Below are 16,693 nucleotides of genomic sequence, written 5' to 3'. Positions count from 1 at the left end.
CCGGGGCGGGGGGGCCGGGCGGCCCCCCCCGCCCGATCGCGGGCTGCTGGAGCGGTCGGTCGCGATCGGCGGCGCCGGGTGGCGCTCGCGCTTCCTGGCCACCGTGCCCTCCAACCTCAAGAACCCCGCCTGGCTGGCCGTCCAGGCCGCCGAGATCGCCGAGCAGGCCGGTCTCGAGCTCACGGTCTGGGACGAGCAGCGTCTGGCGGCCGAGGGCTTCGGCGGCATCGTCGGCGTCGGGCAGGCCTCGGCCACGCCTCCGCGACTCATCCGCCTCGACTACACCCCGCGCGGGATCTCCGCCCGTGCGGCCCGCAAGCTGCCCACCGTCGTGGTGGTCGGCAAGGGCATCACCTTCGACTCCGGTGGTCTCTCGCTCAAGCCGGGACCCTCGATGGCCTCGATGAAGCGCGACATGACCGGCGGGGGCGTCGTCCTCGCGACGATGGCCGCACTCGCCGACGTCGACTGCCCCGTGCGGGTGGTCGGTCTCGTCGCAGCGGCCGAGAACGCCGTGTCGGGCCGTGCGCTGCGCCCCGGCGACGTGCTGCGCCACTACGGCGGTCGCACCACCGAGGTCGGCAACACCGATGCGGAGGGCCGGCTGGTGCTCGCCGACGCCCTCGCCTACGCGGTCGAGCAGATCCGGCCCGCCGCGATCGTCGACGTCGCAACCCTCACGGGCGCGGTGAAGGTCGCGCTCGGCCAGCAGGTCGGAGGACTCTTCGCCAGCGACGACACGCTCGCCGAGGCTCTGCTGCGCTCGGGGGAGCAGTCCGGTGAGCCGCTGTGGCGCTTCCCGCTGCACGCGGCGTACGAGGAGACCCTGGCCTCCAAGGTGGCCGACGCGCGCAACGATCCCGGCGGCCCCGGCGCCATCACCGCGGCGCTGTTCCTGCAGCACTTCGTCGGCGACGTGCCGTGGGCCCACCTCGACATCGCGTCGGTCGGCGATTCCGAGAAGGACTCCTACGAGTGGACGGCGGGGCCTACCGGCTTCGGCCCGCGCCTGCTGCTCGGCTGGCTGGGCTCGCCCGAGCCGCTGGCCGGCATCGTCGACTGAACCGCCTGCCCGTGGCTTCGCGGGATCAGCGCCCGCGGAGTCACCGCCCGGGTGCTCAGGCGGTGTCGCCCGCCCACTCCTTCTTGGCGACCAGCAGGCCGTCGCCCACGGGCAGCAGCGCCGGCACGAGACCGTCGGCCTCGGCCACGTGCTGCACCAGGTCGCGGATGGCGACGGTCTCCTCGTCGCGCTGGGCGGGGTCGGCCACCCGGTCGTGCCACAGCGCGTTGTCGAAGACCACCACGCCGCCGGGACGCAGCAGGCGCAGGGCCTCGGCGAGGTAGGCGCTGTACTCGCGCTTGTCGCCGTCGGCGAAGACGAGGTCGTAGTGGCCGTCGGTCAGGCGCGGCAGCACGTCGAGCGCGGCACCGGCGATGGTGCGCACCCGCTGGGGCGCCACCCCCGCCTCCTTGTAGGACTCGCGTGCGAGGCGCTGGTGCTCGGCCTCGACGTCGACGGTGGTGAGCACGCCGTCAGGACGCATGCCCCGCAGCAGCCAGACCCCGGAGACCCCCGTGCCGGTTCCGATCTCCACCACCGCGCGCGCCTCGATGAGGGCGGCGACCAGACGCAGGGCGGCACCGGCGCCGGGGCCGACGGACACGACGCCGACCTCGTCGGCGCGCGATCGCGCGGCGAGCAGCACGTCGTCCTCGGCGAGGTAGGTGTCGCTGAAGCTCCAGCTGGTCGCAGACGGCGGAGTCGGTGCTGAGGAGGCGGCCACGGGCCAACCCTAGGGCCACGCGGGCGCGGAGGACGCGCGACGCGACGAGATCGGACCGTGGGAACACCGGGTCCCCATCGTTCGTTGATCCGCTTCACAGGCAACCCTCAGGAGCCGTCCCTACCGTAGGAGAGGAGCCAAGGACCTTGGCGTGGACCCAGCGGAAGAAGGCCGTGATGAAGGAGCCCGTCGATCCCACCCCGACCGAGACGGCGGGGGCCGACGCGTCCGCCTCCCTCGTGCCGAGCTGGCAGGAGATCGTCGAGCAGCACACCGACCGGGTCTTCCGCCTCGCGCTGCGCCTGACCGGCAACCGTCACGACGCCGAGGACCTCACGCAGGAGGTCTTCGTGCGCGTCTTCCGCTCGCTGCACACCTACGAGCCGGGCACCTTCGAGGGCTGGCTGCACCGCATCACCACGAACCTCTTCCTCGACCAGGCCCGTCGCCGCCAGCGCATCCGCTTCGACGCGCTGTCGGAGGAACGCGCAGCGAAGCTGACCAGTCCGTCGCCGGCCCCTGAGACCGCGTACGCGGAGCGCACCTTCGAGGCCGACGTCGAGTCCGCGCTCGCAGCGCTGCCGCCCGACTTCCGCGCTCCCGTCGTGCTCTGCGACATCGAGGGCCTCACCTACGAGGAGATCGCTCAGATCCTCGACGTCAAGCTCGGCACGGTGCGCTCGCGCATCCACCGTGGTCGCTCGCTGCTGCGCGCCGCCCTCGCGCACCGCGCTCCCACCGACGGTCGCAGTCGCTACGCAGGGGCGCCCGTGCCCGCCGGGGGCACAGCATGATCGGGCACCTCAGCGGCCCGCGCGTCACGGCCCTGCTCGACGGGCGTCTCGCCAAGCGCGAGAGCGACGAGGCCTGGGCCCACGTGTACTCCTGTCACCCGTGCCGCGACCTCGTCGAACGCGAGGGGTGGATTAAGAGTCGGCTCGCCGGCCTCGGCGCCCACAGCGAGGACGACGCGCCGTCGGCGTCGTCGGCGCTCAAGGGCTCGCTGCTCAACCTGCCGCCGTCCGGCGCCGGTTCGCCCTGGGACGCCGCTCTCGCGCCGTCGGCCGTGGCGCCGCGGCGTGGCGAACGCCGTCCGAGTGGGGCGCTGCTCGCCGGCGGGGGTGCGCTCGGTGCCGCCGTCCTCGGCGTGGTCGCGCTCGGCGTGGCGCCGGGCGGTGCTCCGGTGACGCCGCGCCCTCCGGTCACCCAGATCAGCACCGGTGTGCCCTCCTCGCCGACGCCGCCACCTCCCGGACGCCCCGGTCCCGGCGGCGCCACGTCGGTGGGGGGACCCACCAGCAGCAGTGCCGCCGTGCAACCCGCGCAGGACCTCATCACCCTTCTCCGCACGCCGGTGCGCGCCGCCCGTCGCTGAGCGGCTGGTGGCGTCGTACATGATGGGGGAGTGAGCGACGAGCGTGAGGTGTCACCCGAGCCCGACGAGTCCGCGGCGAACCGTCCGGTGCCGCCGGTGACCCCGCCCTCCACGAACGGCGGTGCGGGCGACGACCGGTGGGCTCCGCCGTCCGGGCCTCTGGTGCCGCCGTCCGCCGCCCCCGACCCGGCCGCCTCGCGTCCGGCTCCGCCCGCTGCGCCGCCGCTGTTCGGCGCCCCCGCGGCGCCCGGCTCGCCCGCGCCGTCGGGGCCGCCCTCGAGCCCGCCCCCGTATCCGGGGTCGAGCCATCCCGCACCCCCGGCCGCTCCCGTCGCGCCCGTCGGCCCCGGAGGAGCAGAGCCGCCTCTCACCCTGTTCCCGGGGTCCTTCGAGCCGATCCCGCCGGCGCCCACCAGCTCGCACCGCGCTCGTCGAGCCACGTGGCTGCCGGTCGCCGCGCTCGCGCTCGTGGTCGGGCTCGCGGGCGGCTTCCTGGGCAGCGCCCTGCAGAACGGCTTCGGCGGCAGCGACGACCCGCCGGGCCTGGCCGGCGGAGGTCTCGCCGACGTCGACCTCACCGACCTCCCGCCGCTGAAGGCGCCCGGCTCGGTGGCGGAGGTGGCGCAAGCCGTGCTCCCGAGCACCGTGCAGATCCTCGCCGAGTACGACGGCCAGGACGCCGGGGCCACCGGTTCCGGTTGGGTGCTCGACGGCGACGGGCACATCATCACCAACAACCACGTCGTGGCGCAGGCGGCCAAGGACGAGGGGCCGATCGTCGTCATCGACCACGACCGCAACCGCTACGAGGCCGAGGTCGTGGGGCGCAGCCCGGTGTACGACCTCGCCGTGCTGGTGGTGAAGAACGGCGACCGGCTCAAGCCTGCCAAGCTCGGCTACTCCGCGCGTCTTCGCGTGGGCGAGCCCGTCGTGGCGGTCGGCTCGCCGCTCGGCCTGCCCGACACGGTGACCTCCGGCATCGTGAGCTACCTGCAGCGCCCGGTCACCACCGGCTCACGCGCCGACGAGTCGTCGTTCATCAACGCCGTGCAGACCGACGCCGCCATCAACCCGGGCAACTCCGGCGGCCCGCTCACCAACATGCAGGGCGAGGTCGTGGGCGTGAACTCCGCGATCGCCACGGCGGGCGGCGGCGGCACCACGGGTGCCGAGGCCGGCAACATCGGCGTGGGCTTCGCGATCCCGGTCGAGCAGGTGCGCATCACCGCCGACCAGATCCTGCGCACGGGCAAGGCGCAGTACCCCGTGATCGGCGCGAAGGTGAACACCGGCGGCGTTCCCGACGGGCGCGGTGCCGAGATCAGCGAGATCATCGCCGACAGCCCCGCGGAGGAGAGCGGCCTCAAGCGCGGCGACCTCATCACCGAGATCAACGGCACGCGCGTCACCGACGGCACCTCGCTGATCGTCGCGATCCGGACCTTCCAGCCCGGCCAGACGGTCACCTTCACCCTCGACCGCGGGTCGAACGAGCGCAAGGTCAAGGTCACCCTGGACGGCGAGACGGGCTGAGCGCCTTCGGCAACCAGTCGGCGGACGGCGCGGGCTACTCGAGACCGGCGTCGACACCGGCCTCGGACTCGGCGAACGGGTGCTCGGCCACGTAGCGCTCGGCGTGGCGGTACTGCTCGGCGATGTACTCCTCGAGCCGGCTCGCCTCGACCCGCCACTGCCCGCGGCCGCCGATCTTGATCGCGGGCAGCTCGCCGCGCCGCACCATCGCGTAGACCTGCGCGCTCGAGGTGTTGAGCACCTCGGCGACGTCGGCGAGGGTGAGGAAGCGCGGACCGGCAGCCATGCGCCCATCGTCGCATCCGCCGGCGACGGTCGACACCGCCGCCTCGCGACCCTGTGGAGGAGGCAGGTGACGAGCGCGCCCCCACTGGGCATGATGGCGGCGTGTCCAGAGATCTCGGGATCCCTGCGGGCACGTCGGCACCGGCTGCCGTGCGCACGGCGCGGCCCGGCTGGCGTGACCCGCGACTGTGGTTCGGCCTGCTCCTCGTCGCAGGATCGGTGGTGCTCGGTGCCCGCGCGCTCGCCGCGGTCGACGACACCACCGCGGTGTGGGTGGTGGCCGCCGAACGCGGAGCGGGGGCACCCGTCGTCCGCGACGACCTGGAGGTGCGCCGGCTGCGGTTCACCGACGACGCCACCGCCGAGCGCTACTACCCGGCCTCGCAACCGGTGCCCGAGGGCCTGGTCTTCGCGCGGCCCGTCGGGGCGGGCGAGCTGCTGGCGCGCTCGGCGGTCGGCGAGGCCGACGCGGTGGCGCAGCTCAGGGTGCCGCTCGAGGTCGATCCCAACCGGGTGCCGCCCGGGGTGCGTGCCGGCTCCGTGATCGATGTCTGGCTGAGCGACGCCACCGGTGCGGGCGAGGGCGGCGCCGACGCCGCCGGTGCGGGCCGCGGGGCTGCTCCGGCGCTCGCCGAGGTCACGGTGGTGGCGGCGCCCGCCGACGAGGACGCCCTCGTGGTGAGCGGCGCCCGCCAGATCGTGGTGGCCGTCGACGAGCAGCGCGCGGCGGCGTTCGAGCGTCTGCTGGGCGACCTGCAGGATCCCGTGCTCCGCGTGCTCCAGCGCTCCTGAGGTCGACGCCGTGATCATCGTCCTCCTCGCCTCCTCCGGCGCTGCCTGGGAGGGTCCGGCGCTCGCCGCCCTGCAGGCCGACCCCGGCGTCGTCGTCCTCAAGCGGTGCGTCGACGTCGACGACCTGCTCGCCGTGGCCAGCACCGGGCAGGCAGAGGTCGCCGTCATGGGCACCGACCTGCCCGGTCTCGACGCGCGCGTGCTCGACGAGCTGGCCCGCTACGAGGTGCGCGCTGTCGGCGTCACCGGTCCCGAGACCGCCCGCTCGTTCGTCGGTGGGCGCACCGGTCTCGCCCTGACCGTCGACGTCGACCGGGTCGACGCCCTGCCGGGGCTGCTGCCCGGGGTGCTCGCCGGCTCCGTGGATGACGGCGGGGCCGGCCCGGCGTCGTCCACGGGGGGAGTGGCGCTGGCCTCCCGCGTCCCCGAGACTCCGGACGGTCCGTCCCGTACGCCCGCGAGGTCGCTGCCGCCCCGGCCGCCGGGGCCACCGCCAATGACCGCAGGGGAGAGCCCGACGGGCGGGGCCCCCACCGCGCCGCCACCGCCACCGCCCCCTGAGGTCGCGACAGCCACGATGCACGGCGAGGGGCGCGTGGTGGCCGTGTGGGGCCCGGCCGGCGCTCCGGGACGCACCACCGTGACCACCGCCCTCGCAGGCGAGCTCGCGCAGCGCGGTCTGCCCACCCTGCTCGTGGACGCCGATCCCTGGGGCGGCGCGGTGGCTCAGCAGCTCGGCATCCTCGACGAGGTCTCGGGGCTGCTGGCCGCGGCCCGCCTGATCGGGTCGCCCGACCTGGCCGACCGCTTCACCGGCACCCAGCGGCGCCTCTCCGAGCGGCTGCGCGTGCTGACGGGACTACCGAGGGCCGACCGGTGGAGCGAGGTGCGTCCAGGGGTGCTGAGCGACCTCGTGGGCCTGGCCCGCCGCGACGCCCAGGTGGTGCTCGACACCGGCTTCACCATCGAGCAGGACCTCGCCGTCGACCTCGGTCGCCCCGGCCGCAACGACCTCACCCGCGAGGCGCTCGAGCTCGCGGACGACGTGGTGGTCGTCGGCTCCGCCGATCCCGTCGGTCTGGCCCGGCTCGTGCGTGCGCTCGACGAGGTGCGCGAGATCGCGTCGTCGCCGCTCGTCGTCGTCAACCGGATGCGGCCCACCCTCGGCTGGCGCGAGCGCGACGTCGTGGCGATGCTCGAGGGATTCGCCGGGCGTCACGGGCTCGCCGCCGTCCACTTCCTGCCCGACGACCAGGCGGCGGTCGACCGGGCTGCCGTCGCGGGGCGCCTGCTCGCCGAGACCGGTGACTCGGCGCTGCTGCGCGCTCTCGGTGGACTCGTCGACCTGCTGGCCGTGGCGCCGGGCGCGCGGGCTCAGGCGTTGAACAGCAGGTAGAGCCCGCCGCCGGTGAAGGCGACCATGATGAAGAGCATCGGCAGCTGACCCACGATCTGCTCACGCCGGGGCAGCAGCGCAAGTGCGCGGTCGTGGGCGGCCACGGCGGCCACCACGTGCCCGATCACGACGGCCAGCACCTTGATCGTGGCCAGCAGGGTGGGGTGGTAGCTGAACCAGTACGACGGGGTGAGGCCCGCGGTGCCGAAGAGGTTCGCCCCCGTGCTGAGCGGATCGCTGACCCGCGCCAGCGTCTGGGTGCCGACGTCGACCCACAGCGTGAGGTAGTGGGCGAGGATGTAGCCGAGGATGATCGGCACGATCGAGTGGGCGTAGCGGCCGGGCAGCTCGCGGCGCGCGACCGACCCGCCGCCGCGGGTCAGTGCGCTGCCGACCGCCAGCAGCACGCCCGCGGTCAGGCAGAAACCGACGAGCGCGAGGTTGTCGAGCAGCACCTTGCTGACGCTGGCGTCCTGGTAGGTCTTCACCCAGAAGCTCGACTCGCGGAAGGAGTCGAAGGCGGTGCTGCCGAACAGCACCGCCACGACGGCCACCAGGCCGGGTCGCGGCACGATCGTGGCGAGGTTGGCCAGCGGGCTGCGGAGCACGAGACGACCATCGACCCGCGCCCAGGGGGAGAGTTTCGCGATGAGACCCGAGTAGACCTCGAAGGGGTCGCCGAGCTCGTAGAAGCGGTTGCCGAAGAGCGCGCCCCCCACGAGCATCACCGCGAAGTAGACCGCGCACCACAGGCGCACCGGACCCAGGTCGGTGGGATAGGCGTAGGCCAGCTCGAGCCAGACGAAGGCGAACAGGCCCAGCGCCGCCGGCCAGTGGCCGAGGCGCTCGGGGTAGGTCAGGAGCCCCCGATCGGGATCGCTGTCGGCCAACCGGGCGATCACCGCATTGATGGTGCGCACCGGGCTGATCGCGCGCCACACCGGCCCGAGCAGCGCGGAGGCGAAGATGAGGCCCACCCAGAGCCACACGTAGAAGATGCCGAAGAACGGGTTGTTGAGGTCGTCGCTGCCGAAGATCGCGCACACGGCGGTGAACACCGCCAGCGCGAGCCCGAGCGCCCGAGCGGCGAGGTGGAATCCGTGGGAGCCCACCACCCGGTCGAGGACGGCGGGCGCCGGCCGCCCCGCGCGGCGGCGCAGCACGGCGTCCTCGTGCTCGGCGTCGACCGCGGGTGCGTCGAGGCCGGGGTCGAGGCCGGGGTCGAGCGCCGAACCGCTACCGACGCCGACGGTTGCTCGGACGGTGCCGCCGCCGGCGAGCTCGTAGCGCGGACGACGCCACGCCACCACGAGCACCGTGAACGAGACCACCAGCGCTGCGACGGCGCCCGAGATGGCGAGCGTGAGCGGGATGGGGAGGTCGGCCTGGCCGCCGATCCCGTGCGCCTGGACGGTGTCGGAGCCGACGGTCGATCCGATCGCCGAGGCGGCGACCGCGTGGGCGGTGGCGAGCGGAGAGGTCACCGGACCTCGAGCTGGACGATGACCTTGTCGAGCGCGTGGTCCTCGACGGCCACGACGCCGGGCCGTTCGATCGCGAGGGAGAAGGTCTGCTCACCCTCCTTGTAGGCGAGCTCCTGCTCGGGGTCGGAGTGCACGTGGATCTCGCCCTCGCTGTCGGCGGTGACCTTGAGCTCGACCGTCTGGCCCCGCTTCACCTCGATGCGGTCGCCGCTGGGGGAGACGTCGCCGTCCTTGATCGCGATGTCGATGACCTTGGCGTCGTCGGCAGGTGCGCTCGAGCTCGCGGCGCCGGACGACGCGGTCGAGGAGGCCTCCGACGACGAACCGCTCGTCGCGGTGCCGGCCGAGCCGTCGTCCTCGCCGCAGGCGGTGAGGCTGGTGAGCAGGGCCGCGCTGAGGAGGGCGGCGCCGAGAGCGCGCGGGGTGCGGGGCACGGGGGATCATCCTTCGTCGTCCGGGGAGGGGGCACGTCGCGTCGGTTCACGCGGCAGGCGGACCCGTCGGGAACGGTCGGCGATCCATGCCAGAATCTCACGCGGACTCCAGGGGCGATCAGGTCGGCCCCGCTCGGCACGACGGGAGTCCCTCGTAGCGCAGCGGTGCTGGCGCAGGGCGGAGGAGCAGTGGTGGATCGGGTGCGTCCGCGCGACCTGGCTTTCCTGGAGGTGGAGAGCCCCGAGACGCCGCGGCACAACGCCACCATCGAGATCTTCGAGGCGGGCGCCGGCGAGGGTTCGCTCGACTACGCGCGCTTCGTCGAGCTGATCCGTGATCGGATCGCCTTCGTGCCGCGCTACCGCCAGCGGCTCCAGGCGGTGCCCGGCCACCTCGCGAGCCCGCTGTGGGTCGACGACGAGAACTTCGACCTCGCCTTCCACGTGCGCCGCTCGGCGCTGCCGCGCCCCGGCACGCCCGAGCAGTTGCGCGAGCTCGTGTCGCGCATCGTGTCGCGTCCGCTCGACCGCACCCGCCCGCTGTGGGAGATCTACGTGGTCGAGGGGCTCGAGGGCGGCCGGGTCGCGGTGCTCTCCACGACCCACCAGGCGCTCGTGGACGGCGTGCACACCGTCGACCTCGGGCAGCTGCTGCTCGACCTCCAGCCCGAGCCGCGCGATCTCGAGCCCGACGACTGGCGCCCGCGCCGGGTGCCGAGTCCGGCGAGCCTGCTCGCCGGTGCGGTGCGCGACAACCTCCTCGACCGCGCGACGCTGGCCGAGACCGTGAGCACGGGCTCGCGTGCCCTCACCCGTCTCGCCGATCGCCGCACCGCGCGAGCCCGCACGATCGCGGCGGCCGCGACGGGCCGTCGTCCGAGCTCGAAGGGGCCGCTGGGCGGCCCGCTGTCGCAGCAGCGCCGCGTGGTCACCGTCGACACCCGGCTGCAGGACTACCGCACCGTCCGCGAGGCGCACGGCGGCACGATCAACGACGTCGTGCTGGCCACCATCACGGGCGCGCTCCGCGCCTGGCTGATGACGCGCACCGAGTCGATGGGCGGTCTGCGCCAGGTGCGGGCCGTGGTGCCGGTGTCGGTGATCGACGAGGAGCTCGAGGCGACCTCGCTGGGCAGCCAGATCGCCGCTCACTTCGTCGACCTGCCGATCAGCGAGCCGAGCCCGATCGTGCGCCTGCACCAGGTGTCGTACTCGTTCCAGGCCCACAAGGACACCGGCCGCAGCGTCGCCGCCAACCGCCTCGCCGGCATCGCCGGCTTCGCGCCCACGACCTTCCACGCCATCGGCTCGCGGGTGGCCGCCGACGAGATGCGCCGCGGCTACCAGCTCTCGGTCACCAACGTTCCCGGCCCCCAGGCCCCGCTCTACGCCGCCGGAGCCCGCATGGTCGCCAGCTACCCGGTGCCACCACTCACCACCGCGCACCCGATCGCCATCGGCGTCACCTCCTACGACGGCGGCGTCTACTACGGCATCACCGCCGACCGCGACCAGGTCCCGGACGTCGAGCTGCTCGGCGTCTGCGTGCGCGAGGCGCTCGACGAGCTGCTCGAGCTCTCGTCGTCCACGCGCCCGCGGGCACCGCGTGGACGACGCGGCGCCAAGGGCTCCTCCCGCGCCACGCCACGGGCCCGACGGCCGCGATGAGTCCGCTCACCGCCCACACGCTCTGGCACCTCGGGGCGCTGCACCCCGCCGAGCAGGCGCTCGCCGCCGCTCTGGCCTTCGGGCCGTTCCTGGTGCTCGGCGTGGTCGTCACGCTGCGTCAGCGCGCGCTGCGGGCCGAGGACGACGCAGCCCGGGGCGCCGCCGCATCGCAGGAGGCATCGGTGGACTCGCGCTGATCCCCGAGGACGACGAGGCCGCCGCCCCCCCGGGGGGAGTGACGGCTTCGCGTGGGATCGAGCGGCTCAGCGGGCCAGCCACGCCTTGCCGGTGCGCTCCTCGGCGCGCAGGGCGCTGCCGAGCAGCTTGGCGAGCAGCTCCTCGATCTTGCCGGCGATCAGCGGGATCTTCACGGTGATCTCGAGGTCGACGGTCTCGGTGGTCACACCGTCTTTCTCCACCAGCGTGGCGGTGCCGCGCATCTCGCCGGGCTTGCCGGGTATGGAGACGTGGATGTCGCCGCGCTCGGTCGAGGTCCACGTCTCGGTCTGCACGATGGTGGTCGACTCGCCCACGATCTTCTTGGCGAACGACGGCACCTTGTCGGTGGGCTGGTCCATCTGGATGCGCACCGTGCGCGCCGTCGCGTCGCCCTCGATGCTCACGTCGTAGGAGGTGGCGCGCTGGTTGCGGCAGACCTCCTCGCGGAAGGCGGTGTCGGCGAGCATCGCCGCCACGTCGGCCAGCGGCGCCTCGTACACCAGCTTCTGCTGCAGTCGCTTGCTCATGGGAAGGGCCTTTCCTCCGGGGCTCACGGGGAGCGGGGGTGGGGTCGTGTTCGTCGGGGTCGCGCGTCGCAACCCGGGGCGAACGGTACCCGGCCCGGAGGGGCGCGACGCGCCGCGCACGCCCCGGCGTTGTGACCCCCATCGCAGGGGTTCTAGTGTCGTGGTGTGCCAGCGACGACGCCTGCGTCCGCGTCCCCCCGTCCCCGTCAGGCCGCCGAGCGCGACCTCCTCCTCGAGCGGGCGGCGTCGGCCGCGAAGGAGGCCCGCGGGCCCGGCTCGCCGCCGCGCGAGCAGCTCGTCGGGCTGCTCGCCGCCTACTACCGCCACGTGCCGAGCGACGAGCTGGCCGCCCGCAGCGAGGCCGACGTCTACGGCGCCTTCGCCTCCCACCACCGCCTCGCCGCGGTGCGCCAGCCGGGCACGACGAGCCTGCGCGTGCTCACGCCGACAGTCGGCGAGCACAACTGGTCCGCGGGCGGGCACACGGTGGTCGAGGTCGTCGTCGACGACATGCCGTTCCTGGTCGACTCGGTGACGATGGAGCTGGCACGTCAGCAGCGCGACGTGCGCCTCGTCGTCCACCCGACCTTCGACGTGCGCCGTGACGAGGCCGGCACCCTGCTCGAGATCGCCCCCACCACCGGTCCACGCCCTGAGGACGGCTGGCTCCGCGAGTCGTGGATGCACGTCGAGGTGCCCCGCCTCAGCGGCGAGGACGACGACCTCCCCGACCATGTGGCGCAGGGCGTGCGGCGGGTGCTGGACGACGTCCGCGCGGCCGTCGACGACTGGCCGGCCATGCAGCAGCAGGTGTCCGAGATCGTCGCTGCCCTGCAGACCTCACCGCCCCCCGTGGACGCCGAGGAGGTGCGCCGTGCCGCGGGTCTGCTCGGCTGGCTGGCCGAGGACCACTTCACCTTCCTGGGCTACCGCGAGTACGAGCTCGTCGAGCAGCCCGGTGACGACGGTGAGCCCGAGGACGTGCTGCGCGCGGTCGAGGGCAGCGGGCTCGGCATCCTGCGCGCCGCGCCCACCGGCGGTCCGATCAGCCGCCTCCCCGCGGCCGTGCGGGCACGGGCTCGTGAGCCCCACGTGCTGGTGCTCACCAAGGCCAACTCCCGCTCCACCGTGCACCGCCCGACCTACCTCGACTACGTGGGGGTCAAGACCTTCGGCCCCGACGGCCGGGTCACCGGCGAGCGGCGCTTCCTGGGGCTCCTCTCGAGCCGCGCCTACACCGAGTCGGTGCTCACTGTGCCGCTGCTGCGCGACAAGGTCGCCGACGTCGTCGCGGCCTGCGGCTACGACGTCCGCAGCCACGACGGTGCGGCTCTGCTGGCCACGCTGGAGACCTATCCGCGCGACGAGCTGCTGCACACCCCGCTCGACGAGCTCACCGTGATCGCGGAGTCCGCCATGCAGGCGCGTCAGCGGCGCGCGGTGAAGCTGTTCATCCGCCGCGACACCTACGGTCGCTACCTCTCCGTGCTCGTGTACCTGCCGCGCGACCGCTACAACACCGCGGTGCGCCAGCGTTTCGTGCAGATTCTCGCCGACCAGATCGGCGAGGGACGCGTCCCTGCCGGCGACGTCGAGTTCAGCGTGAGCATCAACGAGTCGGCCACCGCGCGGGTGCACCTGGTGATCCACCTGCCCCACGGTGAGCTGCTGCCCGACGACATCGACACCGCCGACCTCGAGCGGCGGCTGGTGGACGCGTCGCGCTCCTGGCAGGACGACTTCCGTCAGGCGATCATCGCGGAGTTCGGGGAGGAGCGAGGGGCCTCGCTGGCTCGGCGCTACCTCGACGCACTGCCCGAGGCCTACAAGGAGGACTTCACCCCGCGGGCCGGCGCGATCGACATCGGGCGCATCGAGGCCCTCGACCTCGACGGCGGCCAGGGCCTCGACGAGTCGCTCTACGCCGATGTCGACGCCCCCGAGGGGGAGGCGCGGCTCAAGCTCTACCGCGTCGGCGAGCCGCTCTCGCTCACCTCCGTGCTCCCGATGCTCGCCTCGATGGGGGTGGAGGTCGTCGACGAGCGGCCCTACGCCCTCGCCGGCCTCGAGCGTCGTACCCACATCTACGACTTCGGGCTGCGCTACTCCGGCCCCCTCCCGGACGACGCCCGCACCCTGTTCGCCGACGCCCTGCGCGCGATGTGGTTCGGCGCGGCGGAGGTCGACGGGTTCAACCGGCTCGTGCTGCACGCGCGCCTCACCTGGCGCCAGGTCACCCTGCTGCGCGCCTACGCCCGCTACATGCGCCAGGGCAACAGCCCGTTCTCCACCGACTCCATCGAGCAGGCCCTCGTCGACAACGTCGCCTCCGCGCGGCTCCTGGTCGAGCTGTTCGAGACCCGCTTCGACCCCGACCCCGACCTCGCCGGCGACGAGCGCAGCCGGCGCGAGGAGGAGCTGGTGGCGCGCATCCGCGCCGCCCTCGAGGAGGTCGTGAGCCTCGACCACGACCGCATCCTGCGCAGCTACCTCACCCACATCACCGCCACGCTGCGCACGAACCACTTCCAGCTCGAGCAGCCGCTCGCCGACCGCCCGGCGGCCCCCAAGCCCTACCTGTCGCTCAAGCTCGAGCCGTCGGCGATCCCCGACCTGCCCGAGCCCCGGCCGCGCTTCGAGATCTTCGTCTACTCCCCGCACGTGGAGGGTGTGCACCTGCGCTTCGGTGCGGTGGCGCGCGGCGGCCTGCGCTGGTCGGACCGTCGCGACGACTTCCGCACCGAGGTGCTCGGCCTGGTGAAGGCGCAGATGGTGAAGAACACCGTGATCGTGCCGGTGGGCGCGAAGGGCGGGTTCTACGCCAAGCAGCTGCCCGACCCCTCCGACCGCGAGGCCTGGCTGGGCGAGGGCGTGGCCTGCTACCGCACCTTCATCCGCGGCCTGCTCGACGTCACCGACAACCTCGTCGGCGGCGAGGTCGTGCCGCCCCCGCGCGTGGTGCGCCACGACGGTGACGACACCTACCTCGTGGTCGCCGCCGACAAGGGCACCGCCACCTTCTCCGACATCGCCAACGGAGTCTCGGCCGACTACGGGTTCTGGCTGGGGGACGCCTTCGCCAGCGGTGGGTCGGTCGGCTACGACCACAAGGCGATGGGCATCACCGCCAAGGGGGCGTGGGTCTCGGTGCGCCGTCACTTCCGGGAGATGGGTGTCGACTGTCAGAGCGAGGACATCACCGTCGTCGGGATCGGCGACATGTCGGGTGACGTCTTCGGCAACGGCATGCTGTGCTCCGAGCACATCCGCCTGGTCGCTGCCTTCGACCACCGCCACATCTTCCTCGACCCCGAGCCCGACGCCTCGTCGTCCTTCGCCGAGCGGCGGCGGCTCTTCGACCTGCCGCGCTCGAGCTGGGCCGACTACGACGCCTCGCTGATCTCCGAGGGCGGCGGCGTCTACCCGCGCAGCGCCAAGGCGGTGCCGATCAGCCCCCAGGTACGCACTGCACTCGACCTGCCCGAGGGCACCGAGTACCTCACGCCCGCCGAGCTCATGCGGGCGATCCTGCTCGCTCCCGTCGATCTGCTCTGGAACGGCGGGATCGGCACCTACGTCAAGGCGGCGGGGGATACCAACGCCGACGCCGGCGACAAGGCCAACGACGCGATCCGCGTCGACGGGGCCCAGCTGCGAGCGCGCTGCGTGGGTGAGGGCGGCAACCTGGGCTTCACCCAGGCCGGTCGGGTGGAGTACGCCCAGGCCGGCGGTCGGATGAACACCGACTTCATCGACAACTCCGCCGGCGTCGACACCTCCGACCACGAGGTCAACCTCAAGATCCTGCTCGACCGGGTGGTCGCCGACGGCGACCTCACGGGCAAGCAGCGCAACGAGCTCCTGGCCTCGATGACCGACGAGGTCGCCCACCTCGTGCTGCGCGACAACTACGACCAGAACATCGCGCTGGCCAACGCCGCGAAGAACGCGCCGTCGCTGCTCCACGTGCACGAGCAGTGGATGCGGCACCTGGAGTCCATCGGTCGCCTCGACCGCGAGCTCGAGGCACTGCCGAGCTCGAAGGAGGTGCGCCGACGCCTGGATGCCGGAGGGGCGCTCACCCAGCCGGAGCTCTCGGTGCTGATGGCCTTCACCAAGATCGTCCTGGCCGACGAGCTGATCGAGTCCGACCTGCCCGAGGACCCCTACCTCACCCTCGACCTCGAGTCGTACTTCCCCTCCGCGGTGCAGGAGGGTTTCCGGCACCAGATCGGCCAGCATCCGCTGCGGCGCGAGATCATCGTGACCCAGGTGGTCAACGACCTGGTCAACGGCGCCGGCATGACCTACTGGCCGCGGCTCGCCGGCGAGACCGGGGCCAGTGCCGCCGACCTGACCCGCGCCAATTTCGTGGCGCGCGAGATCTTCGGCTCCCTGGCGCTGCGCAAGGAGCTCGAGACCTACGACAACGTGCTCGACGCGGCTGTGCAGACCCGCATGCGCGTCGAGATGCGCACCCTGGTCGAGCGGGCCTCGCGGTGGCTCATCACCAACCGGCGCGCACCCATCGACAGCCAGGCCACGGTCGACCTCTTCGCAGCGCCCGTGCAGGCCGCCTTGCCGATGCTGCCCGATCTCGTCACCGGTGCCGAGCGGGCCGCCTACGACGCTCGCCGCGACCTTCTCGCCCGGCAGGGCGTGCCCGACGACCTCGCTGCCCGCGTCGCCTCCTTCGACGTCGCCTACGCCCTGCTCAACGTGGTCGAGATCGCCGTCGACAACGGCCTGGAGCCCGCCGAGGTGGCGCGCGTGCACTTCGCCGTGGGCGAGCGCCTCGGCCTGGTGGCCCTGCAGCAGCGCATCGTCGACCTGCCGCGCGCCGACCAGTGGCAGACGATGGCGCGTGCCGCGGTGCGCGACGACCTCGGTGCTGTGCACGCCGGGCTCACCGCCGCCGTGCTCGCCGCCGCCGGTGCCGAACCCGCCGAACCCGGCCCCGAGGACGACGCCGAGCGCGCCGCCGCCTGGGTCGAGGCGTGGGAGGAGTCCTCGCGCGGCGAGGTCGAGCGCGCGGCGACGGCGCTGGCCGCGGTGTGCGCCGACGAGCCGGCGGACCTCGCCAAGGTGTCGGTCGGGTTGCGCGTCGTCCGGGGCCTGTTGGCCTAGGCGCCGCCAGCCCACCGTGCGCGCGGTGGGGAGGTCGGTGACGCCCGGTCGCCTATCCTTGCGCCG

At 73.4% G+C, this 16,693-nt stretch carries 14 protein-coding genes; 9 read left to right on the top strand and 5 right to left on the bottom strand.

Features of this window, described 5'->3' with window-relative positions:
* A partial coding sequence (locus ACERUN_RS05195) for a M17 family metallopeptidase (protein WP_370288725.1) occupies positions 1-1,063 on the top strand: 1,063 nt, incomplete at its 5' end.
* Between the two features lie 55 nt (positions 1,064-1,118).
* On the opposite strand, the gene ACERUN_RS05190 is transcribed toward ACERUN_RS05195, so the two are convergent.
* Entirely contained in the window at positions 1,119-1,787 is a 669-nt protein-coding gene (locus tag ACERUN_RS05190; protein ID WP_370288724.1) for an O-methyltransferase, read from the bottom strand.
* Between the two features lie 176 nt (positions 1,788-1,963).
* Between ACERUN_RS05190 and sigE the strand changes: the two genes are divergently transcribed.
* Genes sigE through ACERUN_RS05175 form a run of 3 tightly spaced genes read left to right on the top strand, consistent with a single transcriptional unit; the run spans position 1,964 to position 4,695 of the window.
* Positions 1,964-2,581: an RNA polymerase sigma factor SigE gene (gene sigE, locus ACERUN_RS05185; protein ID WP_370288723.1), complete on the top strand. Its 618-nt coding sequence runs from the start codon at positions 1,964-1,966 to the stop codon at positions 2,579-2,581.
* On the top strand, positions 2,578-3,162 hold the full coding sequence (locus ACERUN_RS05180) for a hypothetical protein (protein WP_370288722.1): 585 nt from the start codon (positions 2,578-2,580) through the stop codon (positions 3,160-3,162). The genes sigE and ACERUN_RS05180 overlap by 4 nt, the downstream gene beginning before the upstream one ends.
* A gap of 30 nt (positions 3,163-3,192) precedes the next feature.
* Positions 3,193-4,695: a S1C family serine protease gene (locus ACERUN_RS05175; protein WP_370288721.1), complete on the top strand. Its 1,503-nt coding sequence runs from the start codon at positions 3,193-3,195 to the stop codon at positions 4,693-4,695.
* Positions 4,696-4,729: 34 nt separating this feature from the next.
* Here the strand turns inward: ACERUN_RS05175 and ACERUN_RS05170 are convergent, their stop codons facing one another.
* On the bottom strand, positions 4,730-4,981 hold the full coding sequence (locus tag ACERUN_RS05170; RefSeq protein WP_370288720.1) for a helix-turn-helix domain-containing protein: 252 nt from the start codon (positions 4,979-4,981) through the stop codon (positions 4,730-4,732).
* Between the two features lie 101 nt (positions 4,982-5,082).
* On the opposite strand from ACERUN_RS05170, the gene ACERUN_RS05165 reads away from it, so the two are divergent.
* Together ACERUN_RS05165 and ACERUN_RS05160 are read left to right on the top strand one after the other, a co-directional pair.
* The gene (locus ACERUN_RS05165; RefSeq protein WP_370288719.1) at positions 5,083-5,772 is read left to right on the top strand and encodes a hypothetical protein; all 690 of its coding nucleotides are present in this window, start codon (positions 5,083-5,085) and stop codon (positions 5,770-5,772) included.
* A 10-nt stretch (positions 5,773-5,782) separates the two neighbouring features.
* Positions 5,783-7,168 carry a CpaE family protein gene (locus ACERUN_RS05160; protein ID WP_370288718.1) on the top strand — a complete coding sequence of 462 codons (1,386 nt, stop codon included), beginning with the start codon at positions 5,783-5,785 and terminating at the stop codon, positions 7,166-7,168.
* Here the strand turns inward: ACERUN_RS05160 and ACERUN_RS05155 are convergent.
* Both ACERUN_RS05155 and ACERUN_RS05150 read right to left on the bottom strand, forming a co-directional pair.
* A complete protein-coding gene (locus ACERUN_RS05155) occupies positions 7,147-8,652 on the bottom strand; it encodes a hypothetical protein (RefSeq protein WP_370288717.1) in 1,506 nt (501 codons plus the stop codon). The two genes, ACERUN_RS05160 and ACERUN_RS05155, sit on opposite strands and share 22 nt — an antisense overlap.
* Positions 8,649-9,086 carry a hypothetical protein gene (locus ACERUN_RS05150; RefSeq protein WP_370288716.1) on the bottom strand — a complete coding sequence of 146 codons (438 nt, stop codon included), beginning with the start codon at positions 9,084-9,086 and terminating at the stop codon, positions 8,649-8,651. The genes ACERUN_RS05155 and ACERUN_RS05150 overlap by 4 nt, the downstream gene beginning before the upstream one ends.
* A 192-nt stretch (positions 9,087-9,278) precedes the next feature.
* Between ACERUN_RS05150 and ACERUN_RS05145 the strand changes: the two genes are divergently transcribed.
* Together ACERUN_RS05145 and ACERUN_RS05140 are read left to right on the top strand one after the other, a co-directional pair.
* On the top strand, positions 9,279-10,754 hold the full coding sequence (locus tag ACERUN_RS05145) for a wax ester/triacylglycerol synthase family O-acyltransferase (RefSeq protein WP_370288715.1): 1,476 nt from the start codon (positions 9,279-9,281) through the stop codon (positions 10,752-10,754).
* On the top strand, positions 10,751-10,951 hold the full coding sequence (locus ACERUN_RS05140) for a hypothetical protein (protein ID WP_370288714.1): 201 nt from the start codon (positions 10,751-10,753) through the stop codon (positions 10,949-10,951). Before ACERUN_RS05145 ends, ACERUN_RS05140 begins: the two co-directional genes overlap by 4 nt.
* Before the next feature lie 66 nt (positions 10,952-11,017).
* On the opposite strand, the gene ACERUN_RS05135 is transcribed toward ACERUN_RS05140, so the two are convergent.
* Positions 11,018-11,500 carry a DUF2505 domain-containing protein gene (locus tag ACERUN_RS05135; protein WP_370288712.1) on the bottom strand — a complete coding sequence of 161 codons (483 nt, stop codon included), beginning with the start codon at positions 11,498-11,500 and terminating at the stop codon, positions 11,018-11,020.
* Positions 11,501-11,665: 165 nt separating this feature from the next.
* On the opposite strand from ACERUN_RS05135, the gene ACERUN_RS05130 reads away from it, so the two are divergent.
* On the top strand, positions 11,666-16,627 hold the full coding sequence (locus ACERUN_RS05130; protein ID WP_370288711.1) for an NAD-glutamate dehydrogenase: 4,962 nt from the start codon (positions 11,666-11,668) through the stop codon (positions 16,625-16,627).
* The last annotated feature ends 66 nt before the right edge of the window (positions 16,628-16,693 follow it).

The sequence above is a fragment of the Nocardioides sp. genome (genome assembly GCF_964229035.1).
Classification (GTDB): domain Bacteria; phylum Actinomycetota; class Actinomycetes; order Propionibacteriales; family Nocardioidaceae; genus Nocardioides.
This window is presented reverse-complemented; position numbering and strand designations above follow the sequence as displayed.

Bases quoted from the DNA above. Each gene is read 5' to 3' on its own strand.
- ACERUN_RS05135 (WP_370288712.1), bottom strand. From the start codon at position 11,500: ATGAGCAAGCGACTGCAGCAGAAGCTGGTGTACGAGGCGCCGCTGGCC.
- sigE (WP_370288723.1), top strand. From the start codon at position 1,964: ATGAAGGAGCCCGTCGATCCCACCCCGACCGAGACGGCGGGGGCCGAC.
- ACERUN_RS05140 (WP_370288714.1), top strand. From the start codon at position 10,751: ATGAGTCCGCTCACCGCCCACACGCTCTGGCACCTCGGGGCGCTGCAC.
- ACERUN_RS05170 (WP_370288720.1), bottom strand. From the start codon at position 4,981: ATGGCTGCCGGTCCGCGCTTCCTCACCCTCGCCGACGTCGCCGAGGTG.
- ACERUN_RS05180 (WP_370288722.1), top strand. From the start codon at position 2,578: ATGATCGGGCACCTCAGCGGCCCGCGCGTCACGGCCCTGCTCGACGGG.